General features: G+C 62.0%; 21 protein-coding genes. 10 read left to right on the plus strand and 11 right to left on the minus strand.

Annotation, left to right across the window (positions count from 1 at the left end; genetic code table 11):
* Nucleotides 1–278: 278 nt before the first annotated feature.
* Nucleotides 279–911 (plus strand): LysE family translocator, encoded by a 633-nt coding sequence (locus AAHB08_RS20835; RefSeq protein WP_342059963.1) that lies wholly within the window; start codon nt 279–281, stop codon nt 909–911.
* 86 nt (nt 912–997) lie between these two features.
* On the opposite strand, the gene fis is transcribed toward AAHB08_RS20835, so the two are convergent.
* Nucleotides 998–1294: a DNA-binding transcriptional regulator Fis gene (fis, locus tag AAHB08_RS20840; RefSeq protein ID WP_005309538.1), complete on the minus strand. Its 297-nt coding sequence runs from the start codon at nt 1292–1294 to the stop codon at nt 998–1000.
* A 25-nt stretch (nt 1295–1319) separates the two neighbouring features.
* Entirely contained in the window at nt 1320–2285 is a 966-nt protein-coding gene (gene dusB / locus AAHB08_RS20845; protein ID WP_111911924.1) for a tRNA dihydrouridine synthase DusB, read from the minus strand.
* A 292-nt stretch (nt 2286–2577) separates the two neighbouring features.
* Here dusB and AAHB08_RS20850 point away from each other — a divergent pair, with 292 nt between their 5' ends.
* The 4 genes from AAHB08_RS20850 to AAHB08_RS20865 all read left to right on the plus strand — a co-directional run bounded on the left by AAHB08_RS20850 (nt 2578) and on the right by AAHB08_RS20865 (nt 7400).
* The gene (locus AAHB08_RS20850; protein ID WP_342059964.1) at nt 2578–3984 is read left to right on the plus strand and encodes a TolC family protein; all 1407 of its coding nucleotides are present in this window, start codon (nt 2578–2580) and stop codon (nt 3982–3984) included.
* Between the two features lie 73 nt (nt 3985–4057).
* On the plus strand, nt 4058–5062 hold the full coding sequence (locus AAHB08_RS20855) for an HlyD family secretion protein (protein WP_342059965.1): 1005 nt from the start codon (nt 4058–4060) through the stop codon (nt 5060–5062).
* Nucleotides 5062–6204 carry an ABC transporter permease gene (locus tag AAHB08_RS20860; RefSeq protein ID WP_342059966.1) on the plus strand — a complete coding sequence of 381 codons (1143 nt, stop codon included), beginning with the start codon at nt 5062–5064 and terminating at the stop codon, nt 6202–6204. Before AAHB08_RS20855 ends, AAHB08_RS20860 begins: the two co-directional genes overlap by 1 nt.
* Entirely contained in the window at nt 6201–7400 is a 1200-nt protein-coding gene (locus AAHB08_RS20865) for an ABC transporter permease (protein WP_342059967.1), read from the plus strand. The genes AAHB08_RS20860 and AAHB08_RS20865 overlap by 4 nt, the downstream gene beginning before the upstream one ends.
* 78 nt (nt 7401–7478) lie before the next feature.
* Here the strand turns inward: AAHB08_RS20865 and AAHB08_RS20870 are convergent, their stop codons facing one another.
* The 3 genes from AAHB08_RS20870 to AAHB08_RS20880 form a co-directional block, all read right to left on the minus strand.
* Nucleotides 7479–8114 carry an SDR family oxidoreductase gene (locus AAHB08_RS20870; protein WP_342059968.1) on the minus strand — a complete coding sequence of 212 codons (636 nt, stop codon included), beginning with the start codon at nt 8112–8114 and terminating at the stop codon, nt 7479–7481.
* A 124-nt stretch (nt 8115–8238) separates the two neighbouring features.
* Nucleotides 8239–9093 (minus strand): DnaA ATPase domain-containing protein, encoded by an 855-nt coding sequence (locus AAHB08_RS20875; protein WP_139439628.1) that lies wholly within the window; start codon nt 9091–9093, stop codon nt 8239–8241.
* A gap of 66 nt (nt 9094–9159) precedes the next feature.
* Complete coding sequence (locus AAHB08_RS20880) at nt 9160–9834, minus strand: DnaT-like ssDNA-binding domain-containing protein (RefSeq protein ID WP_139439629.1); 675 nt, start codon at nt 9832–9834, stop codon at nt 9160–9162.
* 311 nt (nt 9835–10145) lie between these two features.
* On the opposite strand from AAHB08_RS20880, the gene AAHB08_RS20885 reads away from it, so the two are divergent.
* Nucleotides 10146–11117 carry a response regulator gene (locus tag AAHB08_RS20885; protein ID WP_342059969.1) on the plus strand — a complete coding sequence of 324 codons (972 nt, stop codon included), beginning with the start codon at nt 10146–10148 and terminating at the stop codon, nt 11115–11117.
* A gap of 72 nt (nt 11118–11189) precedes the next feature.
* On the opposite strand, the gene AAHB08_RS20890 is transcribed toward AAHB08_RS20885, so the two are convergent.
* The 3 genes from AAHB08_RS20890 to AAHB08_RS20900 all read right to left on the minus strand — a co-directional run bounded on the left by AAHB08_RS20890 (nt 11190) and on the right by AAHB08_RS20900 (nt 14127).
* Complete coding sequence (locus tag AAHB08_RS20890; protein WP_202046654.1) at nt 11190–12587, minus strand: peptide MFS transporter; 1398 nt, start codon at nt 12585–12587, stop codon at nt 11190–11192.
* A 213-nt stretch (nt 12588–12800) separates the two neighbouring features.
* On the minus strand, nt 12801–13712 hold the full coding sequence (galU, locus tag AAHB08_RS20895) for a UTP--glucose-1-phosphate uridylyltransferase GalU (protein WP_139439632.1): 912 nt from the start codon (nt 13710–13712) through the stop codon (nt 12801–12803).
* Between the two features lie 94 nt (nt 13713–13806).
* Entirely contained in the window at nt 13807–14127 is a 321-nt protein-coding gene (locus AAHB08_RS20900; protein WP_342059970.1) for a ComEA family DNA-binding protein, read from the minus strand.
* 165 nt (nt 14128–14292) lie between these two features.
* On the opposite strand from AAHB08_RS20900, the gene cysQ reads away from it, so the two are divergent.
* Entirely contained in the window at nt 14293–15048 is a 756-nt protein-coding gene (gene cysQ / locus AAHB08_RS20905) for a 3'(2'),5'-bisphosphate nucleotidase CysQ (RefSeq protein WP_342059971.1), read from the plus strand.
* 92 nt (nt 15049–15140) lie between these two features.
* Here the strand turns inward: cysQ and AAHB08_RS20910 are convergent, their stop codons facing one another.
* From AAHB08_RS20910 to AAHB08_RS20920, 3 genes are all read right to left on the minus strand, one after another.
* A complete protein-coding gene (locus AAHB08_RS20910) occupies nt 15141–15437 on the minus strand; it encodes a YciI family protein (protein ID WP_139439635.1) in 297 nt (98 codons plus the stop codon).
* A gap of 24 nt (nt 15438–15461) precedes the next feature.
* Nucleotides 15462–16013, minus strand: coding sequence for a septation protein A (locus tag AAHB08_RS20915; RefSeq protein ID WP_247625609.1), 552 nt, complete (start codon nt 16011–16013; stop codon nt 15462–15464).
* A 129-nt stretch (nt 16014–16142) separates the two neighbouring features.
* The gene (locus AAHB08_RS20920; RefSeq protein ID WP_342059972.1) at nt 16143–17675 is read right to left on the minus strand and encodes an aminotransferase class V-fold PLP-dependent enzyme; all 1533 of its coding nucleotides are present in this window, start codon (nt 17673–17675) and stop codon (nt 16143–16145) included.
* Nucleotides 17676–17910: 235 nt separating this feature from the next.
* On the opposite strand from AAHB08_RS20920, the gene trhA reads away from it, so the two are divergent.
* From trhA to AAHB08_RS20935, 3 genes are all read left to right on the plus strand, one after another.
* Nucleotides 17911–18546, plus strand: a complete 636-nt coding sequence (gene trhA / locus AAHB08_RS20925; RefSeq protein WP_342059973.1) for a PAQR family membrane homeostasis protein TrhA — start codon at nt 17911–17913, stop codon at nt 18544–18546.
* A 117-nt stretch (nt 18547–18663) separates the two neighbouring features.
* The gene (locus AAHB08_RS20930; RefSeq protein ID WP_139439639.1) at nt 18664–20325 is read left to right on the plus strand and encodes a putative transporter; all 1662 of its coding nucleotides are present in this window, start codon (nt 18664–18666) and stop codon (nt 20323–20325) included.
* A 222-nt stretch (nt 20326–20547) separates the two neighbouring features.
* A partial coding sequence (locus AAHB08_RS20935; RefSeq protein WP_342059974.1) for a retention module-containing protein occupies nt 20548–21373 on the plus strand: 826 nt, incomplete at its 3' end.

The following is a 21373-nucleotide window of genomic DNA, read 5'->3' on the forward strand; positions in this document are numbered from 1 at the left end:
TACAAAAAACCCCGCTCACTGAGCGGGGTTTTTTATTGCCTGACATTCTGTGCTTCAGCACCGATTTTCTGATGGTTCAGAGGATGCCCAGGTCATCTGATCCAAATACATGGCCCGTTGTTTACCCACTTGCTTACCTTTCTACTCTTCTATACTCTCCGCCAACCCTGATTGCCCCTGGCTATGCCTCCTGCCTATGCTCACTATTGCCGTAACGGGGGAGTGACAAGGAGGGCTGGATCCATAGACTGTGAGTTTCATCGGCAAGGGAGCTGTGTATGTTGGGGATCCACGATCTGGCGTTGTTTATCGTTTCTGGCCTGTTGTTGAACATGATGCCGGGGCCGGACTCCCTGCTCATCATGCTGCGCAGTGGCTCGCAAGGCTGGCGAGCGGGCTCGGTGGCCGCACTGGGCATAGGAACGGGCACCATGGTGCATGTGCTGGCGGCGGCGCTGGGGCTGTCTGCGCTGCTGAGTACCTCTGCCGAGCTGTTCGCCGTCATCAAGCTGATGGGGGCGCTCTATCTGGTCTACCTGGGGATTTCCCTGCTCAGGCAAGGTGCAAGCTCATCCGTTGCGAGCGAGCCCGCGGTATCGCTGCCTGCGCTCCCCTATGGGCGCATCTTCCGGCAGGGGTTGCTCACCAATGTGCTCAACCCCAAGGTCGCGCTTTTCTTCCTCGCCTTTGTGCCTCAGTTCATCGCCCCCGATGCGCCGCAGAAGGCGCTGGCGTTTATCGTGCTGGGCTGCATCTTCAACCTCAACGGGATGATCTGGTGCCACCTGCTGGCCTTCTCGACCGCCTATGCGAGTCGCAAGGTGCGCCTGCCTGCCCGGCTGGCACGCTGGCTCAATCGCCTGATGGGGGGGCTGTTCGTGGGACTCGGCATCAAGCTGGCCGCGGAGTAAGACGCTCTCAGGAACGTCGGCCATAGAAAAGGCGTATCCCATCGCTGGGATACGCCCTTATCTGCACTGCAGCAGGATGACTGGAATCAGTTCATGCCGTAGCGCTTGAGTTTCTTGCGCAGGGTACCACGGTTGATGCCCATCATCACGGCGGCGCGAGTCTGGTTACCACGGGTGTACTGCATGATCACGTCCAGCATGGGGGCTTCGACTTCGGAGAGAACCATATCGTACAGATCAATCACTTCCTGACCGTTCAACTGGGCCAGGTAGTTACGCAGGGCCTGTTGCACAGAGTCACGCAGGGGGCGCTGGGTCGGCTCGGCAGCGTGATTGTGAGTAGTTGTTACCAATGCATCAGAAGTCAGGGTTTGTTCGAACATATTCGGTCGGCTCTTTAGTTATGCGTTAACCTAATCCATCGAAATACATTTCAAGCGCGTTCAACTGTGCGTCTGCACAATCCAGGGCATTGAAGTGCTTACGGAATTCTCGGCCCGTCTCTTCTTCATCCAGATACCAGCCCACGTGTTTACGGGCAATGCGCGCTCCCAGATATGCACCGTAAAACTGGTGCAGGTTGGTAACATGCTCGTTCATCAGGGTGCGAACCTCTTCCCTGTCGGGAGGCGGCAGCTTGGTGCCCGTCTCAAGAAAATGACGGATTTCCCGGAAAATCCAGGGTCGTCCTTGCGCAGCACGGCCGATCATCACGGCGTCGACGCCGGTATAGTCGAGGACATACCGGGCCTTCTCCGGGCTGTCTATGTCGCCATTGGCGACAACAGGAATCGATACGGCCTGCTTAATCGCCCTGATAGTGTCGTACTCCGCTTCACCCTTGTAGAGGCAGGAGCGGGTACGACCATGCACGGCAAGGGCCGCGATACCGCAATCTTCGGCGATTCGGGCGATCTCCTCGCCATTGCGGTTATCCGGATCCCATCCTGTGCGGATCTTCAAGGTGACAGGTACCTCTACTGCATTCACCACGGCCTGGCAGATGGATCTGACCAGATCGGGTTGACGCAGCAGGGCGGAGCCTGCCAACTTTTTATTCACTTTTTTTGCCGGACATCCCATGTTGATGTCGACGATCTGAGCGCCCTGCTCCACGTTGTAGCGGGCAGCAAACGCCATCATCTCGGGGTCGGCTCCGGCAATCTGGACCGATCGCAGTCCGGTTTCGGCAGAGTGGCCCATTCTCATCCTGGTTTTCTGGGTATCCCAGACATCCGGGTTGGCCAGCAGCATCTCGGAAACGGCCATGCCTGCTCCCAAACGTAAACAAAGTTCACGAAATGGTCGGTCTGTTACACCGGCCATGGGGGCCACGATCAAGGGAGTTTCAAGCGTGTGGGGACCTATCTGCATTCCACGGTTACCATCGGCTTAGGGCGGCGTATATTACGCATTTTTTAGTCAGGAGAAAAGGTTAGTATTTGAGCGTCAGCCATTTTTTTCTGAAAAAAACGTCGCGCCAAGGCTTGCAAATTCAGGAGTGCTTGAAAATCAGACATATTGTCTGGGACCATGGTCAGGGTCAAATGAGTGAGGGACTCGGTGATTTGGCAGTCTCTTTCCGGCGCCTGTTTACGCTATGATAGCGAGCCTGAATCGAGCAAAGGCTCCACACAATTTTATTACAAACATAAATTGGGGATGTATGACGTCAAGGTTCATCAAATTGCTCTGCCCGGGCCTGCTGGGAGCCATGCTGGGCTCGGCGCAGGCGCAGACCGTCAGCTTCACCGAGGCCTGGAGCCGGGTCATCCAGCAGGATGAGGGGCTGGCGGCAGAGCAGGCCGGGGTGGCGCGGGCAGAGCAGCTGCGCGAGGCGGCCAAGGGCATGTACCTGCCCAAGGTGGATGTGGGGGCCAGCTATACCCACCTCGATCAGCCGATGGAGCTGGACATGCTGGATCTGAATCCCATCGCCAATCACCCGGAATTCGGCAAGGTGCTGGGCCCCGTCATGCAGGCGCTCAACCTGAGCCCCAGCGACTTCGTCACTCCCCTCACCAAGCAGAACGTGGTGACCAGCTCGGTCAAGATGCTGTGGCCCCTCTTCACCGGCGGGCGCATCGATGCGGCCCAGGACATCCGCCAGGCGCAGGTGAGCGAGGCGCAGCAGTTGCTGGTGCTCAAGCAGCAGTCCACCTTCGAGAGCCTCTCCCAGACTTACTTCGGCGTGGTGCTGGCGGCCCAGGTGGTGCAGACCAAGCAGGAGATCGAGCAGGGGCTGGCCCACCACCTGGATCATGCCAAAAAGCTCGAAGCCCAGGGCCAGATAGCCAAGGTCGAGCGACTCTCCGCCCAGTCGGCCTATGACAGGGCACGCATCGATACCCAGAAGGCGCGACGCAGCCTGGAGATAGCCCAGCTGGCCCTCGGCCACATGCTCAAGCTCAAGCAGGCGGAGCCCAACACCCGGCTCTTCATCAACGAGGGGATGCCGCAGCTCACCCCCTTCGTGGAGGAGACCCTGGCGGTGCACCCCGGCCTCAAGTTGCTGGCGGCCAAGAAGGAGCAGGCCCAGGGCATGATCAGGCTGGAGAAGGGCAAATACGCCCCCGAGCTCTTCCTGTTTGGCAACTACAACCTCTATGAAGATGACTCCATCGTTTCCAAGACCACGCCGGACTGGCTGGTCGGGGTCGGGGTCAGCATGCCGCTGGTGAGCCGCGACGGCCGCTCCGAGACGGTGCAGGCGGCCAAGAGTGCCGAGCTGCAGGTCAATCTGCTGCAGGCCAAGACCCGCCAGGATCTGGAGCTGCTGGTCGAGAAGACCTGGCGTGAGGCGGCGCAGGGGCTGGAGGAGTATCATGCTCTCTCCTCGACCCAGGCCCTGGCGGAGGAGAGCGTGCGGCTGCGGGACAAGGCATTCGGCCAGGGACTCTCCACCTCCCTGGATGTGGTGGATGCCCAGAGCCAGCTGGCCGGGGTCAAGACCCAGCGTGCCGCCGCAGCCTACCAATACGTGGTCTCCCTGGCCCGCCTGCTGGCGCTCTCGGGGCAGATGAACAGTTTCAATCAATATCAGCATGGTCAGGCGATAGAGGTGAATTCATGACTTCGACCCAGCAGGTCCATCTGTCCATCACTGTGTCGACCGCCAAGGGTCGCCCTTTTGTCGAGGTGAATTCATGAGTCATCCCCCCATCAAGAAGAAGATGAGCCAGGGCAAGCCTTGGTTGCTGCCACTTGCCATGGTGCTGCTGGTCATCTGGCTGGGCTGGCGTTTCTGGCTGGCCTATCAGCCGGAGCCGGTGCGCCTGCAGGGCCAGATTGAGGCGCAGCAGTACTCTGTCTCCTCTAAGGTGGCGGGGCGCATCGACGAGGTGCTGGTGAAGAAGGGAGATCAACTGGCCAAGGGTCAGCTGGCGTTCACCCTGGCGAGCCCCGAGATCGAGGCCAAGCTGAGCCAGGCCAAGGCGGGTCAGGCGGCCGCTGGTGCCATGGCGCAGGAGGCCGAGAAGGGTGCGCGGGCCCAGCAGATAGCCGCGGCCAAGGATCAGTGGCAGCAAGCCAAGGCAGCCGCCCTGCTTCGTGGCAAGACCTATGAGCGTATCGCTAGCCTGCATCGGGACGGTGTCATGCCGCTGCAAAAGCGTGATGAGGCCTGGACGGCCTGGCAGGCGGCCAAATACAGCGAAGGCATGGCCTGGCAGCAATACCAGATGACCCTGGAAGGGGCGCGGGAGGAGACCAAGGTCGCGGCGCGGGAGCAGGCCAAGATGGCGGCAGGCGGAGTGGCCGAGGTCGAGGCCTATCTGGCCGATACTCGCATCGCCAGCCCGCACGAGGGGGAAGTCGCCCAGGTGCTGCTGCGCAGCGGCGAGCTGGCGCCCCAGGGCTTCCCTGTGGTGACCCTGCTCGACATGAAAGATGCCTGGGCCCAGTTCCATGTGCGCGAGGATCTGCTGCCCCGTTTCCCGGTCGGCACCGAGTTTGATGCCCGCATCCCGGGCCTTGGCGATCAGACGGTGCGCTTCAAGGTGTCCCATGTGGCCGCGATGGGGGATTTCGCTACCTGGCGAGCCACAGACACCCGTCAGGGGTTCGACATGAAGAGCTTCCAGGTGGAGGCGCGCCCCTTGCAACCGGTTGAGGGATTGCGGGTTGGCATGAGCGTGCTGGTCGAACTCTGATGGGACGCGAATGGCGACTGCTGTGGCAAGACCCCTTCAGCCGGGCCCTGACCAGCTGGATCCCGCTGCTGCTGATCGGGCTCTTGTGCTGGATATTCTCTGCGGGGTTGGCGCGCGATCTCAAGGTGGGTCTGGTGGATCTGGATCGCAGCACCCTCTCCCGTCAGCTTGCATTTTCGCTGGATGGCTCGGCCGGGCTCAAGATAGCGCAGCAGTTTGACACCATAGACGAGGGCGCCAGGGCGCTGCGCGGAGGGGACATCTATGCCCTGGTGGTGATCCCCAACCACCTGGAGCGGGATGCCAGGGAGGGCACCCAGCCCAGGGCGACAGTGTTCAACAACGGCCAGTTCATCCTGATCGCCAAGCTGGTCAACGCGGCACTGGCCCAGGTGGTGGGCACCCTCAACGGTCAGGTGGGCGTGCTGGCGGCCATGGCCGACGGCAAGGCGCTGCCCGGGGCGCTGGGGCAATCCGTGCCCATAGCGAGCCAGGTGACGGCGCTCTACAACATCAACTCCAGCTACGCCCAGTTTCTGCTGAGTGCCTTGCTGCCCGCGGTGTGGCAGATCCTGGTGGTGCTCTATGGCCTCAATGCCCTGGCCCGCACCGATCGACTCGGCCTGGACTGGACCACCAGAGGGGTCTGGTTCGGCCTCTGGCGCACCCTGCTGCCCCATGTGCTCATCGGGTGGGGGTGGGGGCTGGCGTGGAGCCTGCTGCTGTTCAAGGCGCTGGGTTATCCCATGCAGGGGAGCTGGCTGGTGCTGACGTTGGGTCTGGGGCTGGCCTCGGCTGCCTGCGTCAGTATGGGAGCCTTCTTCTACGGCGTCATCCGGGATCCGGCCCGGGCACTCTCCCTGGCGGGTGCCTACACGGCGCCTGGGTTCGCCTTCATGGGGGTCACCTTCCCGGTCAGCGCCATGGGGGATGTGGCCCAGTTCTGGCGCAGCCTGCTGCCCATCTCCCACTATGTCGAGCTGCAGATAGGCCAGACCAACTACGGCCAGCCGCTGACGGCGGCCCTGCCCCAGTTCGGCGCCCTGCTGCTGTTCCTGCTGCCGCTGCTGCTGGTCGTGCGGCGCTATCAACCCCAGGCCCATGCTGCCCGCCAGCTGGCCACCAAGGAGCCTGAATCATGATGGGTTTCTGGGATCTGGTGCGTCTCGAGTTGCGCACCCTGCTGGCGGACAGGGCCATCATGCTGACCCTGTTTGGCGGCGTCTTCTTCTACTCCTTCCTCTATCCGCAGCCCTATCTGCATCAGCTGCCTCGCGAAGAGGCTGTGGTGGTGGTCAACGATGACGGCAGCCAGCTCTCCCGTCAGCTGGAGTTCATGGCCGATGCGACGCCCCAGGTGAAACTGGTGGCTCGGGTCGACAGCCTGACACAGGCGCAGGAGTGGATGCTGACCGGCAAGGCGAGCGGCATACTGCACATTCCCCGTCACTTCTACCGGGATCTGATGCTGGGCAAGAGCGCCACCCTGGGTTATGCCGGCGACGCCTCTTACTTCCTGGTCTACGGCACCATAGCCGAGGGGCTGGCCCAGGCCGGAGGCACCCTGGCGGCTCAGGTCAAGGTAGCCCGCCTGCTGAGCCACGGCGAGGCGCTGCCCCAGGCGGCCATGGGCTGGAATGCGGTCGGGCTCAACGTGGTGCCTGTGTTCAACCCGTCCATGGGCTATGTGAACTACGTGGTGCCGGCGGTGTTCGTGCTGATCCTGCATCAGGTGCTGCTGATGGGCACCGGCATTCTGGGGGCGACCCAGAACCAGCGAAGCGGGCGAGGGGAGCACGGCTATTGGCAGCAGGCGCCCGTGCTGGCGTTGCTGCTGGCCCGCACCCTGGTGGTGGGGGGGCTGTTCGTGCTGCCGGTGACCTACTTCTTCGGCTTCTGCTTCGACCACTACGGCATAGCCCGCACCGCAGAGCCGGCCGCCTTGTGGCTGTTCACCCTGCCCTTCCTGCTGGCCACGACCTGGCTCGGGGTGGTGCTGGGGGCCCTGTTTACCCGGCGCGACCTGCCGACCCAGGTAGTGCTCATCTCCTCGCTGCCGCTGGTCTTCCTCGCCGGCTTCATCTGGCCGCTGGAGCTGATCCCGACCCCCCTCAACTGGCTGGCCCAGTGGGTGCCGAGCACGCCGGCCATAGAGGGATTCCTGCGCCTGAACCAGATGGAGGCCGAGTTCAGCCAGGTGTCGCGCTACTGGTGGCAACTCTGGGGGCTGGCACTGCTTCATGGCGGCCTCGCCTGCCTGCTGCTGCGCTGGCGTCAGCGGTCGCTGCCGGTTGCCAACCCGGTGGCAAGCGACACGGCCGCCAGCCAGGCGAGATAACGCGGCGGCTAGAGAGTGTGAAACGGTCAGCCCAAGGGCTGACCGTTTTTTTATGCGCTGGCTTGGGTTGTGGATGGGTCAGGCGCGATGGAGCTCGGGATCGCCGATGGCGTAGATCTGCCCCAGCGCAGCCTCGTCGGCCAGCAGGCGCAGCCCATGGGCGGCCACATCGGCGCGGCGCACCAGTCCGTGTACCTCCTTGCCCTGGCTCAGCTCGGCACGACCGGTGGCCTCCCCATCCTGCAAGCCGGCCGGCCTGAGGATGGTCCAGTCGAGCGCGCTGGTCTGCAGCCAGCTCTCCGCCAGGCTCTTCAAGCGCACCTCGTGACCAAACGCCGCCCTGGCCCGCTCGGGCAGGTATTGCCAGCTGTCGCCGCAGCCGAGGGAGGTCACCAGCAGCAGGCGGGTGAGCCCGGTCTGCTCCATGGCGTCGATGACGTGGCGATTGCCCTGATAATCCACTGGTTGCGGCTGACGAAAGCTGCCGAGGGTGGAGACGACCCGGGCACCCGGACCCGCTTGCGCGCAAGCCTGCTGCACGGCGGCCGAGTCCAGCGCATCCCCTTCGATGGCTTCGACCCCCAGGGCGCGCAGCTCGGCGGCCATCTCGGGTTGGCGAACCAGGGCCAGGACCCTGTGGCCCTGGCGCAGGGCGTGTTCGGTGAAGGCGCGGCCCAGCCCGCGGCTGGCTCCGAAGATGAGTGTGGTTGGCATTGTGCTGCTCCCTGTGGCGAAAGGGTCAGCCTAAAGGGTTGGCACGGCGCTGTAAATGAGAGTTGTTTTTATTTGAGGCGGGGAAATGCGGCGAGCCCGGGCCAGTGGCCGGGCTCGCACAGGATCAGCCGTTGTAGTGGCCTATGCTAGGGCGACGACTGGGGCCGCTCAGGTGGATATCCACCGGGTTGAACGCCTTGATCGCCTCGAAGCTGAAGTCACCTATGGCCTGATGCAGGCTCTGGGGACTGTGGTTGGTGATGATGATGACGCTCTTCGAGAGGTTGCGGCGGCGGCGCAACAGGTGGCCGAGGAAGCTGGACTGGCTCTCCGCCATCTTGGCGCGGTTGGCCGCCACTTCGTCGATGATCAGCAGATCCACCTCTTCCAGGGCGCGGCGGTACTGGTTGCGCTCCTCCTGATCCTGGATGACGTTGAAGAAGAGCCTGTCCACGACGGAGGCCCACTGCTGGAAGATCACCGATTTCTGATGGCGCTCGATCAGCTCGTGGGCCACGGCGCCCGCCAGGGTGGACTTGCCGGTGCCGTAGTCGCCATAGATGAGCATGCAGCCACCGCCGCTCTTCTCCCAATGTTCGAAGCCGCTGATGAAGTAGCGGGCCGTCTCTATGGGGTATTGCAGCGCGGGGTCGCCGGCATCCATCTTCTCGAAGATCCAGTCCGGGTTGAGGTCGGCCTGGGCGATCAGCTTCTGGATCCGCTCCTGGCGCGCCGCCTTCTGCAGTTCGCGCACCTCGGCATTGGCCTTGGCGTCGTACTCCTTGCGCAGGGTCTCGTAGTCGTACTGGCCACCGCCGGTCTGGGCCTGCAGGCGACGGATGCGCTCGAGCAGGCCGCCCACGTGCTGGCTCAGCTCGGGATCGTGCACGCGATGATCCTGTTTGGCCTTGGCGATCCTGCGGCGCTTGGCCTCGATCTCCTCCAGCTCCTGGCGCAGCGGGTCGTGCGGATCTGTCATGGGATACTCCTTCTGCTGGGGCTGGGGTGACAAGGGGTTAATAGTGCCTGCTGCGGGCATCCGGGATCAATCATTGTCCGGCTCCTCGGTCTGGGCCAGCCGCTTGGCGGCCTCGATCATCTCCTGCGCCCGTTTGCTCGGCCCCGAATCGACGGGAGCTGGGGTGACCTGCTGATAACCGGCCACCTCGGTCGGCTGGCGCCTTGTGTATCGCCGGCTCTTGAGGGTCCGGATAAATTTCAGCATCCACTGATGCTGGGAGTCGAACACCTCGGGGCGACCCAGCCAGTAGGCGATGAACTCCCCCAGATCCTCTTCGCTGTAGCTGGCATCGATCACCCCGCACAGGCGGGCGAGGGCGGGCAGCTCTTCATCCGGCCGCCAGTGCAGATGCATCTGGAACGGGCGCTCCGGCAGCGGGCTGCGCACCCGCTGGCTCAGCAGGGGCAGCTGGAAGGGGCACTGATGGTAGTGCTCACTGTCCGCCTGTGCCTCGACCTGCAACAATTCGGCCTCCATCAGCTCATCGAGCAGTTCGGTGAGCTGGCGGGCATTGACCTGATAGCAGAACCCGCTGGGATTGCCCGGATCGACCACCGCCAGGGCGCGCCCGAGTTCGGGATAGTTGAGCCTGGGCAGCCGATTCTCCAGCACCAGCCGGCGCAGCTGCAGGGTGTAGAGGCTGCGTGCCGGGTGGGAGAGTCTGGGATGGGCGAGGGCGCTGTATTCGGCTGGCGTCATGGTCTGCTTCACGATCTGGAGTGGGGGGCATTATCCCTCATGGCGGGGTCGCATACAATTCACTGTGCCCATGGATGGCTGCCTGATGATGCCGTGGTGCCCCTTCATCCCGTGGTGAATGGGGCGCAGCCCTCCCGTTTGGCAGGGAAGCGGCATAAGTTGCTGACAAAATAATCAGTCCATTTCAAATGCTTGGATGGCTGACTGGCCATTTGGAGGGGCTGCCCGGCAATATTGGGTGGCGAGATGGCGCTCCCATGATCTAGGCTTAGTGCTCAAATAACCGTTTGACTAATAAGAGCTTTGTCAAGATGTCAAAAGCCGGACTACGGATCTTGGTGGTGGAGGATGAAGCGGTTTTTCGCCACTCGCTGGTTACTTATCTCGAGCATGATGGGGCCTGTGTCTTTCAGGCCGAAGATGGAATCGAAGGGCTCTCGGCAGCCGCACTCTATCACCCCGATATCGTGTTATGCGATCTGAACATGCCCAACATGGATGGGCATGAGGTGATCGCCTGCCTCGCGGCCCGCTACCCCGAGGTGCCTGTCATCGTCATCTCGGGTCAGGATCAGATGGCCGCCATCGAGCGGGCGTTGCGAGCGGGGGCGAGCGACTTCTTCATCAAGCCGGTGGATGACTATGGCCAGATCCGGCGCAGCATAGATCAGTGCCTGACGAGCAACGCCCACCAGAGCCAGCAACTGGAGCTGATGGAGCACATCGACTTCTTCCGGGCCCACGATCTGGCGTCCAGCCGCCTGCTGGCCTGGTTGGCACCACCGAACATGCAGGAGTGGGGGCCCTGGCAGGTGACGTTCGCCGGCATGGGCAATCTGTTCATTCCCGACACCTTCAAGCTGGACGACAAGCTGCTGGTGCTGGTGATGGAGCTGCCCATTCTCGGAGTGGATGCCGCCTTCTGCGGTGCCCTGGTGCGCTCCTTGATGAACGGGCCCTATCGCCAATACCAGCAGCAGGAGAGCCAGCTGCTGACCCAGCCCCACAGGTTGCTCGACTACCTCAATCTGCAACTGCTGGAGTCGGGTCTGCGCCACTCCTTTTCCATGGCGGCATTGCTGTTCGATCAGGAAGACGGACTGGTGTTTGCCAATGCGGGCCTCACTTCGCCCCACTGGCTGATGCGCTCGGGTGGCTTGCCGCTCGGGCTGATGCGCAGCAGCCGCTATGGGTTGCACAAGCGCAGCTGGCACGAGCCCTTCGAGCTGCAGTTTCGCAGCGACAACGGCAGCGCCCTGAAGATGCAGGTGCGTCATCACTGAGGCCGCGCTTTAGAGCCGAAACAAACAGGGCGCCCAATGGGCGCCCTGTTTGCGTTGTGCAGTCCGGACCGATTAGACGGCGGCGGATTGCAGCTTCTTGTCGTGCTCGTCGGCCTCTTTGGCGGGGCCTTCGGCGCCGTGCATCCAGTAGACCAGGCGGTTCGCCATGGTCAGCAGGATCAGGGCGCTGATCACGGCGGCCAGGGCGATGCCACCGAAGATGGCGATCGGACCCGCTTCACCGACGAAGGAGCCGATGAAACCGGCTGCATAGTTGGCCAGGGCGACGAAGCCGAACCAGGCACCCATCATCAGGGACGCCAGGCGCAGCGGTGCCAGCTTGGTGACCATGGAGAGGCCGATGGGGGAGAGGCAGAGCTCGCCCAGGGTGTGGAACAGGTAGGCACCGACCAGCCAGAACATGGAGGTCTTGACCGCCTGATCGCCGCCTTGCTCCAGCACGGCACCGATCATGAAGAGGAAGCCGACGGCCAGGAACAGCAGACCCATGGCGAATTTCACCGGGGAGTTTGGTTCCTTGCTGCCGAGCTTGATCCAGATGGCGGCCACAATCGGGGCTAGCGTGATGATGAAGAAGGGGTTCAGGGACTGGAACCAGGCGGTCGGCACTTCGAAGCTGCCGATCATGCGGTCGGTATATTCCTGAGCGTACAGGTTCATCAGACCACCGGCCTGCTCGAAACCGGCCCAGAAGATGATGGTGAACAGGCCCAGCACCAGGATGACCTTGATGCGATCCACTTCCTGCTTGGTCAGCGGGGCCTTCTGCTCCTTGGAGCGCTGCTCTGCGGCGCGTTGGGCAGCCGGCACACGGCCGATGTCGCCGAGGAAACGCTGGGCCATAGTGGCTTGCACCACCAGAGAGAGCAGCATGCCGATACCGGCGCTGACGAAGGCAGCTTGCCAGCCGTAGGCGGTGGCGGCGGCACCACAGATCACCCCTGCCAGCAGGGAGCCCAGGTTGATGCCCATGTAGAAGATGGTGAAGGCACCGTCACGACGGTGGTCACCTTCCTGATACAGGTCGCCCACCATGGTGGAGATGTTCGGTTTGAACAGGCCGTTACCCAGGATCAGCAAGCCAAGGCCTGCGTAGAAGACGGTGTTGACCATGTCCGGGAACATGGCGTGGGGCAGGGCCAGGGTAAACTGACCCGCGGCCATGAAGATGGCACCGATCAGGATGGCGCGGCGTTGACCGAGGAAGGTGTCGGCCAGCCAGCCCCCGATGATCGGGGTGATGTAGACCAGACCGGTATAGATGCCGTACAGCTTGAGGGCGTCGGCCTGGGTCCAGCCCATGCCGCCGTTGGCCGTCATGTCGGTCAGATAGAGGACGAGCACGGCACGCATGCCGTAGTAGGAGAATCTCTCCCAGAGTTCGGTACTAAAGAGCAAAAAGAGCCCTTTAGGGTGACCTAAAAAGGTCCCTTTGGACGGGTTATTCATTGGAACTTCCACCTGTGTCTTATATTTTTTTAGAAATTTTATGCAAGGGCTAGGAACAAGCCATATTCCTTATAAAACAAGCAGGATTGAATTACAACGAGAGCTTTTGACGATATTTTATCTATCAATGGTTGAATTTTTGTTTATAAAATGAAAATGGGCATCGAATGATGCCCAGTCTTTTATTCTGTGAATTGTGTGAATTTTCAGCAATTACAACTGTTTGACGAACTGCTTGAGCCAAGCGGTAAATTCGCCGTCCAGTTCGCGGTGGCGCACCGCATATTCCACGTTGGCCTTCATGTAACCCAGCTTGCTGCCGCAATCGTGGCTGCGACCCTTCATGAAGTAGGCATTGACCTGCTCCTTCTCCATCAGCATGGCGATGGCATCGGTCAGCTGGATCTCGTCGCCCGCCCCGGCGGGGGTCTTCTCCAGCAAGGGCCAGATGTTGGCGGAGAGCACATAGCGGCCGACCACGGCCAGGTTGGAGGGTGCCTCGTCGCGCGGCGGCTTCTCGACGATGGCCTGCATCGGCAGTGACATGCCGGCGCTCAGGGCCTCGCCCTTGATGTCGGCGATGCCGTATTTGTCCACTTCGCTCTCGGGGACGGCTTCCACCATGATCTGGCTGATCTGGTCCGCCTCGAACATGTGCACCATCTCGGCCAGGTTGTCCTGCTTGAGATCGCTCGCCACCTCGTCGATCAGCACGTCAGGCAGCAGCACGGCGAAGGGGTGATCCCCGATCAGCGGGCGGGCGCACAGCACCGCATGGCCCAGACCCTTGGCCTCGCCCTGGCGCACGTGCATGATGGTGACGTCTTTCGGGCAGATGTGCTGCACCTCTTCCAGCAGCTGACGCTTGACCCGCTTCTCCAGGGTCGCCTCCAGCTCGAAGCTCTTGTCGAAATGGTTCTCGATGGAGTTCTTGCTGGAGTGGGTCACCAGGATGATCTCCTTGATGCCGGCGGCGATGGCCTCGCGCACCACATACTGGATCAGCGGCTTGTCGACCACCGGCAGCATCTCTTTGGGGATGGCCTTGGTGGCGGGCAGCATGCGGGTACCCAGACCGGCAACGGGGAGGACGGCCTTGCGAACAACGAGCGGTGTCTTTTTCATGGAATGAGTCCGAGGATACTAAGTGCGCTCATGATACCCGAAGAAAAATAGGGCAGCCACAGGCTGCCCTCAGGATGACAGGGATTCAAACCGGTTACTTGACGATAATCATGTCCCGGTTCGCATCCAGGGTGGCGGGCCCTATGCCGCTCACCTCCGCCAGCTGATCCACAGTAGTGAACTTGCCCTGCTTCTCGCGGTAATCGACGATGGCTTGCGCCTTCTTCTCGCCAACGCCCTTCAGCGCCGCGAGTTCATCGGCACTGGCGGTATTGAGGTTGATCTTGCCAGCCTCCTTGGCGCTGGTGACCGTGGTGGCCGGCTTGGCAGCCGGCTTGTCGGCGGCCAGCAGAGGCTGACTCAACAGGGGCAGACAGCCCAGCAGCAGGGCGGCGATCAGAGTCTTTCGGTTCATTGCTTCATGTCCTTATGTTGCGTTAATCGCACATTTATCATTAGTCGTATTGCGCCACTTTTTGTCTGTCAGAACTAGCAAGGAATAACTCAGGCAAATCGGCTATAAGCCAGACAGGTCTGAAGCAGATACACTGGCTAACCACTTGAGCGAGATGTCTTTTCTATGTTCTTACCCGCCATTTCCGCACTGGAGCCCATCGCCCGCGCCGCCGGTGACGCCATCCTGACCATCTACCGTGAACCCTTCGTGGTGGAGTACAAGCAGGACGAGAGTCCGCTCACCGCCGCCGATCAGGGGGCGCACGAGGTGATAGTACAGACGCTGACCCGGTTGACGCCGGATATCCCTGTGCTGTCGGAAGAGTCGGACGCCGAGACGATGCAGGCGCGGCTCGGCTGGTCCCGCTACTGGCTGGTGGACCCGCTGGATGGCACCAAGGAGTTCGTCTCCCGCAACGGCGAGTTCACCGTGAACATTGCGCTGATCGAGGAGGGCAGGCCGGTCTGGGGGCTGGTCTATGCCCCTGTGCTGGACCGGCTCTGGTATGGCGGCAAGGGGGTCGGGGCCTGGCGTGTTGCCGATGGCACGCATAAAGCCATTCAGACCCGCCCCCATAGCGATGGGGAAACATGGCGGGTGGTGGGCAGCCGCAACCATCTCTCTCAGGCAACCTTGGATTACCTGGCGCCGCTCGGTGAAGTAGAACTGGTCTCCATGGGCAGCTCACTCAAGTTCTGCATCATCGCCGAAGGGGGCGCCGAGCTCTATCCGCGCCTCGCCCCCACCTGCGAGTGGGATACGGCGGCGGCGCAGGCGGTGCTGGAAGGGGCGGGTGGGTCCGTGACCCAGCTCGATGGCTCAGCGCTTGCCTACAACAAGCCGGATATCCTCAACCCCTGGTTTGTGGCGCGGGCCTGATTGCCGCTGCCAGGGCGCGCAGATGTAAAAAGGCCGGACAGTGTCCGGCCTTTTACATTCTCGCGCTCAAAATGATGCGAACCGGGCCCGGTTCAGAACACCTTCTTGAACGGCTTGATGGTCACCCTGGCATAGACGCCAGCCGCCACATATGGGTCGGCATCGGCCCAGGCCTTGGCGTCGGCCTGGCTGGAGAATTCGGCGATGACTGTGCTGCCGGTGAAGCCCGCATCGGCCGGGTCCTCGGCATCTATAGCCGGATTGGGGCCGGCCGTCAGCAGGCGCCCCTCATCCTGCAGCGCCTGCAGACGGGCGAGGTGGGCAGGGCGAGCCAGCTTGCGCTGGGGCAGGCTGCCGGCGACATCTTCGGAGTAGATGAGATACCACATGAGAGGGTCCTTTTCTGATTGCGGTTATTTTTTCTGTTCTGCTTTTTGCTCGGCCGGCATGTGGCGATAGAGGTAGACGCCGCTCAGCAGGGTGAACACCAGCGTCATGCCCAGCAGACCGAAGACCTTGAAGTTGACCCACATCTCCTGGGAGAGGTTGAAGGCCACATAGAGGTTGAGCAGGCCGCAGAGGGCGAAGAAGCCGACCCAGCCGAGGTTGACCTTGTCCCAGACGCGGTCGGGGGCTTGCAGCTCCTTGGCCAGCATCTGCTTGATGAGATTCTTGCCAAAGCCGTAGCGGCTGATGAGCAGGGCCAGGGCAAAGAGTGCATTGATGACGGTCACCTTCCACTTGATGAAGGTGTCGTCGTGGAAGAAGACGGTGAGGCCGCCGAAGAAACCGACCAGCAGGAAGGTAAACAGCTGCATCTTCTCGACCTTGCGATACCGCACCCAGCTGTAGAGCAGCTGGAGACCGGTGACGACCACCAGGGCGCCGGTGGCGGTGTAGATGTCGTAGAACTTGTAGACCGCGAAGAAGACGATCAGGGGAATGAATTCAATAAACTGCTTCATGCTGGGCTCTAACCTCAAAATTTCACTCAGTGTACCTGCCCGTTAGGCAACGGCAAATGAATAAGACCGTTCATTTAGTATGCAGTTCCCCACTGCGGGGTCGCCACCCTAAGGATGGCACTTGCTGTCCTATGCCACAGATCCTGGTTGTTCTGTCTGGTCGAACAGCTGGCTGGCAACGAGGCTGCCGAGCCGCAGCTGGTCATCCAGCAAGCCGCGGATATGGCGCTCCTCGATGAGGGGATTGAGCAGGACGGCGCGCAGCAGGGTGAGCGGCTGTGCGCCGTAGCGGCTCACCGCCCGCTGGGTGCGGGAGACGAAGCTGTGCCCCTCGGCGCGCTGGGCCTTTTGCAACGCCACGTTGAAGGTGTTGATCTGCTCGTTGGCCGCCTCGTCCAGGGTCTTGCCCTGCAGGTGAGGCGGAATGCAGCGATAGGAGAGCAGGTTCATCACGGGTGCCGACATCAGCTCGAAGGCGGGGTGGGCATCGATGAGCTCAGCCATCCGCCGTGCCCTGTCGTAATTGGCGTCGATAAGCTGGGCATAGCCCTGTTGGCCCAACAGTTGGAAGGCGGCATCCAGATAGAGCGCGTTGGCGGGACGGGTGCCCTCCAGGGTGAAGCGGCCCTGATCGAAGGAGCTGGCGCGAATGGCGTAGGGGGCCTCCCGCTTCACCGTCATCATCAGGTTCGGCTGGCGGCAGAGCAGCATGCCGGTACCGAGCGGCACCAGCAGCTGCTTGTGGCCGTCCAGGGTCACGGTATCGGCCTGTGCTATGCCATCCAGCAGGCCCTGATAGCGAGGGGAAAACAGGGTAGGGCCGCCCCAGGCGGCATCCACGTGAAAGTGGATCTGCTCGCGCCGGGCGATGGCGGCGAGCTCGGGCAGGGGATCGATGGAGCCGAAGTCCGTGCTGCCGGCGACCCCCACCAGGGCCAGCACCTTGAGCTTTTGCTCCCGGCATCGAACCAGCGCATGCTCGAGGGCCGAGAGACAGAGCCGGTTGTCGGCATCCGTCTCGAGACGCCAGACGCGGCAAGCCCCCAGCCCCAGCAGATCCATCCCCTTGTCGAAGGAGTAGTGCATCAGCCGGGATCCCAGGATCACGGCGCCGCGGTAGCCCTGCTCGTAGAGGGAAAACAGATCGTCGCCACAGGCCCGGTTGCGGGCCAGCCAGAGGGCGGTGACGTTGGCTATGGTGCCACCGCTGGTCATGACCCCGAGGGCGGCATCCTTGGCATGCATCTGCGCCGCGTAAAAGCCGTCGTTCTCCTGATAGACGAGGCGGTGCAGCTTGGCCAGCACCTCCCGCTCCAGGAAGCTGAGCAGACGGGAGGACTCCATCTTCATCGGATTCTGGTTGAGCATCACCAGCAGCCGGGAGAGCTCGGCGGTGAAGGCCGGCAGGGGCGCCGTCATGTGTCCCATGTAGTGGGGCGAGGTGAGATGGGAGGCGCCGGGTACCAGGGCGGCGAGACGCGTGAGGTACTCTGTCGTGCTTATGCCGCTGGCGGGCATGGACGACTGATCGAGCTGATGGACGAAACTGTCGCGCTGATAGGGGGCCTGACTGTCATCCGAGTGATGGAAGGTCTCCAGCAGGGCCGTCATGGCCTGGCCGAAGTCAGGATCCGGTTGTGTAAACAGTTCAGTCAGCTTCATCAGGTTCTCCAGACCAGCCTGTCGGGCAGAAAGTACCGGGCGCGCGCCGTGCCGGACAGACACGGCCATCTGCGCGGGTGGCGTCGGCCGCAGAGCATACACCAAAGGGGCGGGGGGAACAGCCACCTCCTGACGGCGGGACTCCCCATGAGCTGACCCCTTTTTATTTTGAGCTAACACTTGTAGCCTGAAACGTCGGCCGCTAGAGTGGATCGGGTTTTGGCTGGAGGTGGTGATGACGGATGTGACGGGGTATTCCCCACGGGAAGAGTGGGCCAATCGTCTCAGCCACGGGCTGGGGTTGCTGCTGGGGATCATCGGCCTGATCCTGCTGCTGCACAAGGGCTGGGATCAGGGTCCCCAGGCCTTGCTGAGCTACGGCCTCTACGGCACCAGCCTGGTGCTGCTCTATCTCGCCTCGACCCTCTACCACAGCATGGGATCGGCGGTGGCCAGACGCCGGTGCAAGCTGCTTGACCACTGCGCCATCTATCTGCTGATCGCCGGTACCTACACCCCCTTCCTGCTGGTGGCGCTCGATACCCCGCTGGCGCAGGGCTTGATGGTGGTGATCTGGGGGCTGGCCCTGGCCGGGGTGGTATTCAAGCTCCTGTTCATCAACCGCTTCAAGCGCCTGTCACTGTTCACCTATCTGATGCTGGGCTGGCTGTCCCTGGTGGTCGTCTATCAGCTCTATCTCCATCTGGATGGCACCGGGCTCCTGCTGCTGGGGCTTGGCGGGCTTATCTACAGCCTGGGCACCCTCTTCTACATGGCCAGGCAGATCCCCTACAACCACGCCATCTGGCATCTGTTCGTGCTGGGCGGGAGCCTCTGTCACTTTGTGGCCATCTATGGCTATGTCGCCTGATTAACCCTTAATTGGTATTTTTGCACCCATGAAAGCCTGAATTCGTGCGGCACCCCACAGTTGCCCCCTTCGTTTGCTGACAAGCTAGGGTCAGTTCAGCTTGGAAAGGATGCAAAAATGAGTGAGATCGCGCTTTCCATCAGCATGTTGTCGCTGGTGGCGGTGCTGGGACTCTGGCTGGGAAACTGGCGAGTCTATGGCGTTGGTTTGGGGATTGGCGGTGTGCTGTTCGGCGGCATCATAGTGGGGCATTTTGCCGGGCTCTCCGGCCTGAAGCTGGATGAGCAAACACTTCATTTCATTCAAGAATTTGGTCTGATCCTGTTCGTCTACACCATAGGCATCCAGGTCGGGCCCGGCTTCTTCTCTTCCCTGCGCAGCTCGGGGCTCAAGCTCAATGGCTTCGCCGCCCTGCTGGTGCTGCTCGGCTGCGTGGTGGCTGCGGCGCTGCACCAGTTGTTCGACGTGCCGCTGCCGGTGATCCTCGGGGTCTTCTCCGGCGCCGTGACCAACACCCCTTCGCTGGGGGCGGGCCAGCAGATACTGGCGGAGCTTGGGGCGGATCCGGGCTCCACCGGCCTGATGGGGATGGGCTATGCGGTGGCCTACCCGTTCGGGATCTGCGGGATCCTGCTCACCATGTGGCTCATTCGCATGTTCTTTCACGTCAAGATCGACGAAGAAGCCGCCGCGTTCGAACAACAGGCGGGCAAGACCAAGGAGAGCCTGCAGACCATCAATATCGCGGTGCGCAACCCCAACATGCACGGCCTGATGCTTCGCGAGATCCCGAGCCTGGACGAGGCCGATGTCATCTGCTCCCGCCTCAAGCGCGGTGACGAACTGATGGTGCCCAAGCCCGACTCGCGCATCGAGCTCGGCGATCTGCTGCACCTGGTGGGGGAGCGCCACGCCCTGCACAAGGTGCTGCTGGTGCTCGGGGAGGAGGTGGATACCTCCCTCTCCACCCGGGGAACGGATCTGCGGGTCGAGCGGGTGGTGGTCACCAACGAGCAGGTGCTCGGCAAACGGATCCGGGATCTCGACATCAAGCAGAAATACGATGTGGTCATCTCGCGTCTGAACCGGGCCGGCATCGAGCTGGTTCCGACCAGCCAGACCAGCCTGCAGTTTGGCGACATCCTGAACCTGGTGGGGCGGCTAGATGCCATCGAGGCCGTGACCAGCGTGGTCGGCAACGTCCAGCAGAAACTGCAGCAGGTGCAGATGCTGCCGGTCTTCATCGGCATTGGATTGGGGGTATTGCTCGGCTCCATTCCCTTCTACCTGCCGGGCTTCCCGGCGGCCCTCAAACTGGGTCTGGCGGGTGGCCCCCTGGTGGTGGCCCTCATCCTGTCGCGCATCGGCAGCATCGGCAAGCTCTACTGGTTCATGCCGCCGAGCGCCAACCTGGCGCTGCGGGAGATAGGCATAGTGCTGTTCCTGGCGGTGGTGGGGTTCAAGTCAGGGGCCGGCTTCATCGACACACTGATCAACGGGGATGGTCCCGCCTGGATGATGTATGGCGTGGCCATCACCCTGATCCCGCTGCTGGTGGTCGGGGTGCTGGCGCGCCACTATGGCAAGGTCAATTACCTCACCCTGTGCGGTCTGTTGGCCGGCTCCATGACGGATCCTCCCGCCCTGGCCTTCGCCAACGGCATGCACCCCACCAGTGGCGCCAGCGCCCTGTCATACGCGACCGTCTACCCCCTGGTGATGTTCCTGCGGATCATCTCTCCCCAGCTGCTGGCCATCCTGCTCTGGGCCGGGGCCTGAGTCGACATGAAATGGGAGCCAATAAGGCTCCCATCTTGATGCTGCCATTTTTGATGATATTGATTTAACTAATTTTATTACCCTTCAAACACCCTTCGTTTTCGGCGCGAATCCAAGCCTCATTTCGGTCTGTTCGTTCGATTTTTCTCACTGGTATCTGGTCGTACTAACGGGCACATTGGAGGCTGGAAATCTATGCCCATTGATATTTCAGGAGAAACCATGAGCAGCAAGAGCATCGTACTGGATCAAGATGTCGTCGTTACCCAATTGCAAGGCAAAGTCTATCTGGTTGCCGCTGACGGGAGCCAGACGCTTCTTTCTGAAGGCGATGTGCTGCCCAAGGATGCCGTATTGCTCGCTCCTGAGGGGGCCAGCTTCCAGGGGGGGGAGACCACCTTCACCCTAAGCCCGAGCAACACTCCCGACTCTGAAGAGCCCCAGCTGGCACGGCAGGGGCAGGGGAATGTACCTGACGACATCGCCGCCCTGCAGCAGGCGATTCTGGCGGGGACTGACCCGACCCAGGCATTTGAAGCGTCGGCGGCGGGCGGGGCACCCGCTGCGGGCAACGTGGGCGGCGTTGCGGGTGCCAGCGGCAACGGCGGCTTCATCACCATCGACAGAACCGGTGATGCCACCATAGCGGCGGCGGGTTTTGATACCGCTACCCAGACCGACACGGGGGTTGTTGGCGATGCGTTCGCGGGTGAGGAAGATCTGTTGATCGACCTGGTGCCGCCGGTGATCACTGTGTCGGCCCCTGACAATACCAATGACACGACTCCAACCCTGACCGGTACCACGGATGCCCCGGCGGGGAGCACAGTGACCCTGGTGGTGACCGACGCCAACGGCAACCAGCAGACCCTGATCACCACTGTCAATCCGGATGGCAGCTTCAGCGTGGATGTGGGGACCCCTCTGCCGAACGGCGGCTATGACGTGACTGCCAGCGTGACCGATTCTGCCGGTAATACCGGCACCGCCACCGACGATGGCAGCGTGGACAGCACAGCCCCGGACCTCGCCATCGCGCTGGATGCCA

Origin of the sequence: Aeromonas sp. OTU364 (genome assembly GCF_038440395.1) — a bacterium.
Classification (GTDB): Bacteria; Pseudomonadota; Gammaproteobacteria; order Enterobacterales; family Aeromonadaceae; genus Aeromonas.

Excerpts from the sequence above, each read along its gene's own strand:
- AAHB08_RS20835 (WP_342059963.1), top strand. The coding sequence starts at position 279 with ATGTTGGGGATCCACGATCTGGCGTTGTTTATCGTTTCTGGCCTGTTG.
- fis (WP_005309538.1), bottom strand. The coding sequence starts at position 1,294 with ATGTTCGAACAAACCCTGACTTCTGATGCATTGGTAACAACTACTCAC.
- dusB (WP_111911924.1), bottom strand. The coding sequence starts at position 2,285 with ATGCAGATAGGTCCCCACACGCTTGAAACTCCCTTGATCGTGGCCCCC.
- AAHB08_RS20850 (WP_342059964.1), top strand. The coding sequence starts at position 2,578 with ATGACGTCAAGGTTCATCAAATTGCTCTGCCCGGGCCTGCTGGGAGCC.
- AAHB08_RS20855 (WP_342059965.1), top strand. The coding sequence starts at position 4,058 with ATGAGTCATCCCCCCATCAAGAAGAAGATGAGCCAGGGCAAGCCTTGG.
- AAHB08_RS20860 (WP_342059966.1), top strand. The coding sequence starts at position 5,062 with ATGGGACGCGAATGGCGACTGCTGTGGCAAGACCCCTTCAGCCGGGCC.
- AAHB08_RS20865 (WP_342059967.1), top strand. The coding sequence starts at position 6,201 with ATGATGGGTTTCTGGGATCTGGTGCGTCTCGAGTTGCGCACCCTGCTG.
- AAHB08_RS20870 (WP_342059968.1), bottom strand. The coding sequence starts at position 8,114 with ATGCCAACCACACTCATCTTCGGAGCCAGCCGCGGGCTGGGCCGCGCC.
- AAHB08_RS20875 (WP_139439628.1), bottom strand. The coding sequence starts at position 9,093 with ATGACAGATCCGCACGACCCGCTGCGCCAGGAGCTGGAGGAGATCGAG.
- AAHB08_RS20880 (WP_139439629.1), bottom strand. The coding sequence starts at position 9,834 with ATGACGCCAGCCGAATACAGCGCCCTCGCCCATCCCAGACTCTCCCAC.
- AAHB08_RS20885 (WP_342059969.1), top strand. The coding sequence starts at position 10,146 with ATGTCAAAAGCCGGACTACGGATCTTGGTGGTGGAGGATGAAGCGGTT.
- AAHB08_RS20890 (WP_202046654.1), bottom strand. The coding sequence starts at position 12,587 with ATGAATAACCCGTCCAAAGGGACCTTTTTAGGTCACCCTAAAGGGCTC.
- galU (WP_139439632.1), bottom strand. The coding sequence starts at position 13,712 with ATGAAAAAGACACCGCTCGTTGTTCGCAAGGCCGTCCTCCCCGTTGCC.
- AAHB08_RS20900 (WP_342059970.1), bottom strand. The coding sequence starts at position 14,127 with ATGAACCGAAAGACTCTGATCGCCGCCCTGCTGCTGGGCTGTCTGCCC.
- cysQ (WP_342059971.1), top strand. The coding sequence starts at position 14,293 with ATGTTCTTACCCGCCATTTCCGCACTGGAGCCCATCGCCCGCGCCGCC.
- AAHB08_RS20910 (WP_139439635.1), bottom strand. The coding sequence starts at position 15,437 with ATGTGGTATCTCATCTACTCCGAAGATGTCGCCGGCAGCCTGCCCCAG.
- AAHB08_RS20915 (WP_247625609.1), bottom strand. The coding sequence starts at position 16,013 with ATGAAGCAGTTTATTGAATTCATTCCCCTGATCGTCTTCTTCGCGGTC.
- AAHB08_RS20920 (WP_342059972.1), bottom strand. The coding sequence starts at position 17,675 with ATGAAGCTGACTGAACTGTTTACACAACCGGATCCTGACTTCGGCCAG.
- trhA (WP_342059973.1), top strand. The coding sequence starts at position 17,911 with ATGACGGATGTGACGGGGTATTCCCCACGGGAAGAGTGGGCCAATCGT.
- AAHB08_RS20930 (WP_139439639.1), top strand. The coding sequence starts at position 18,664 with ATGAGTGAGATCGCGCTTTCCATCAGCATGTTGTCGCTGGTGGCGGTG.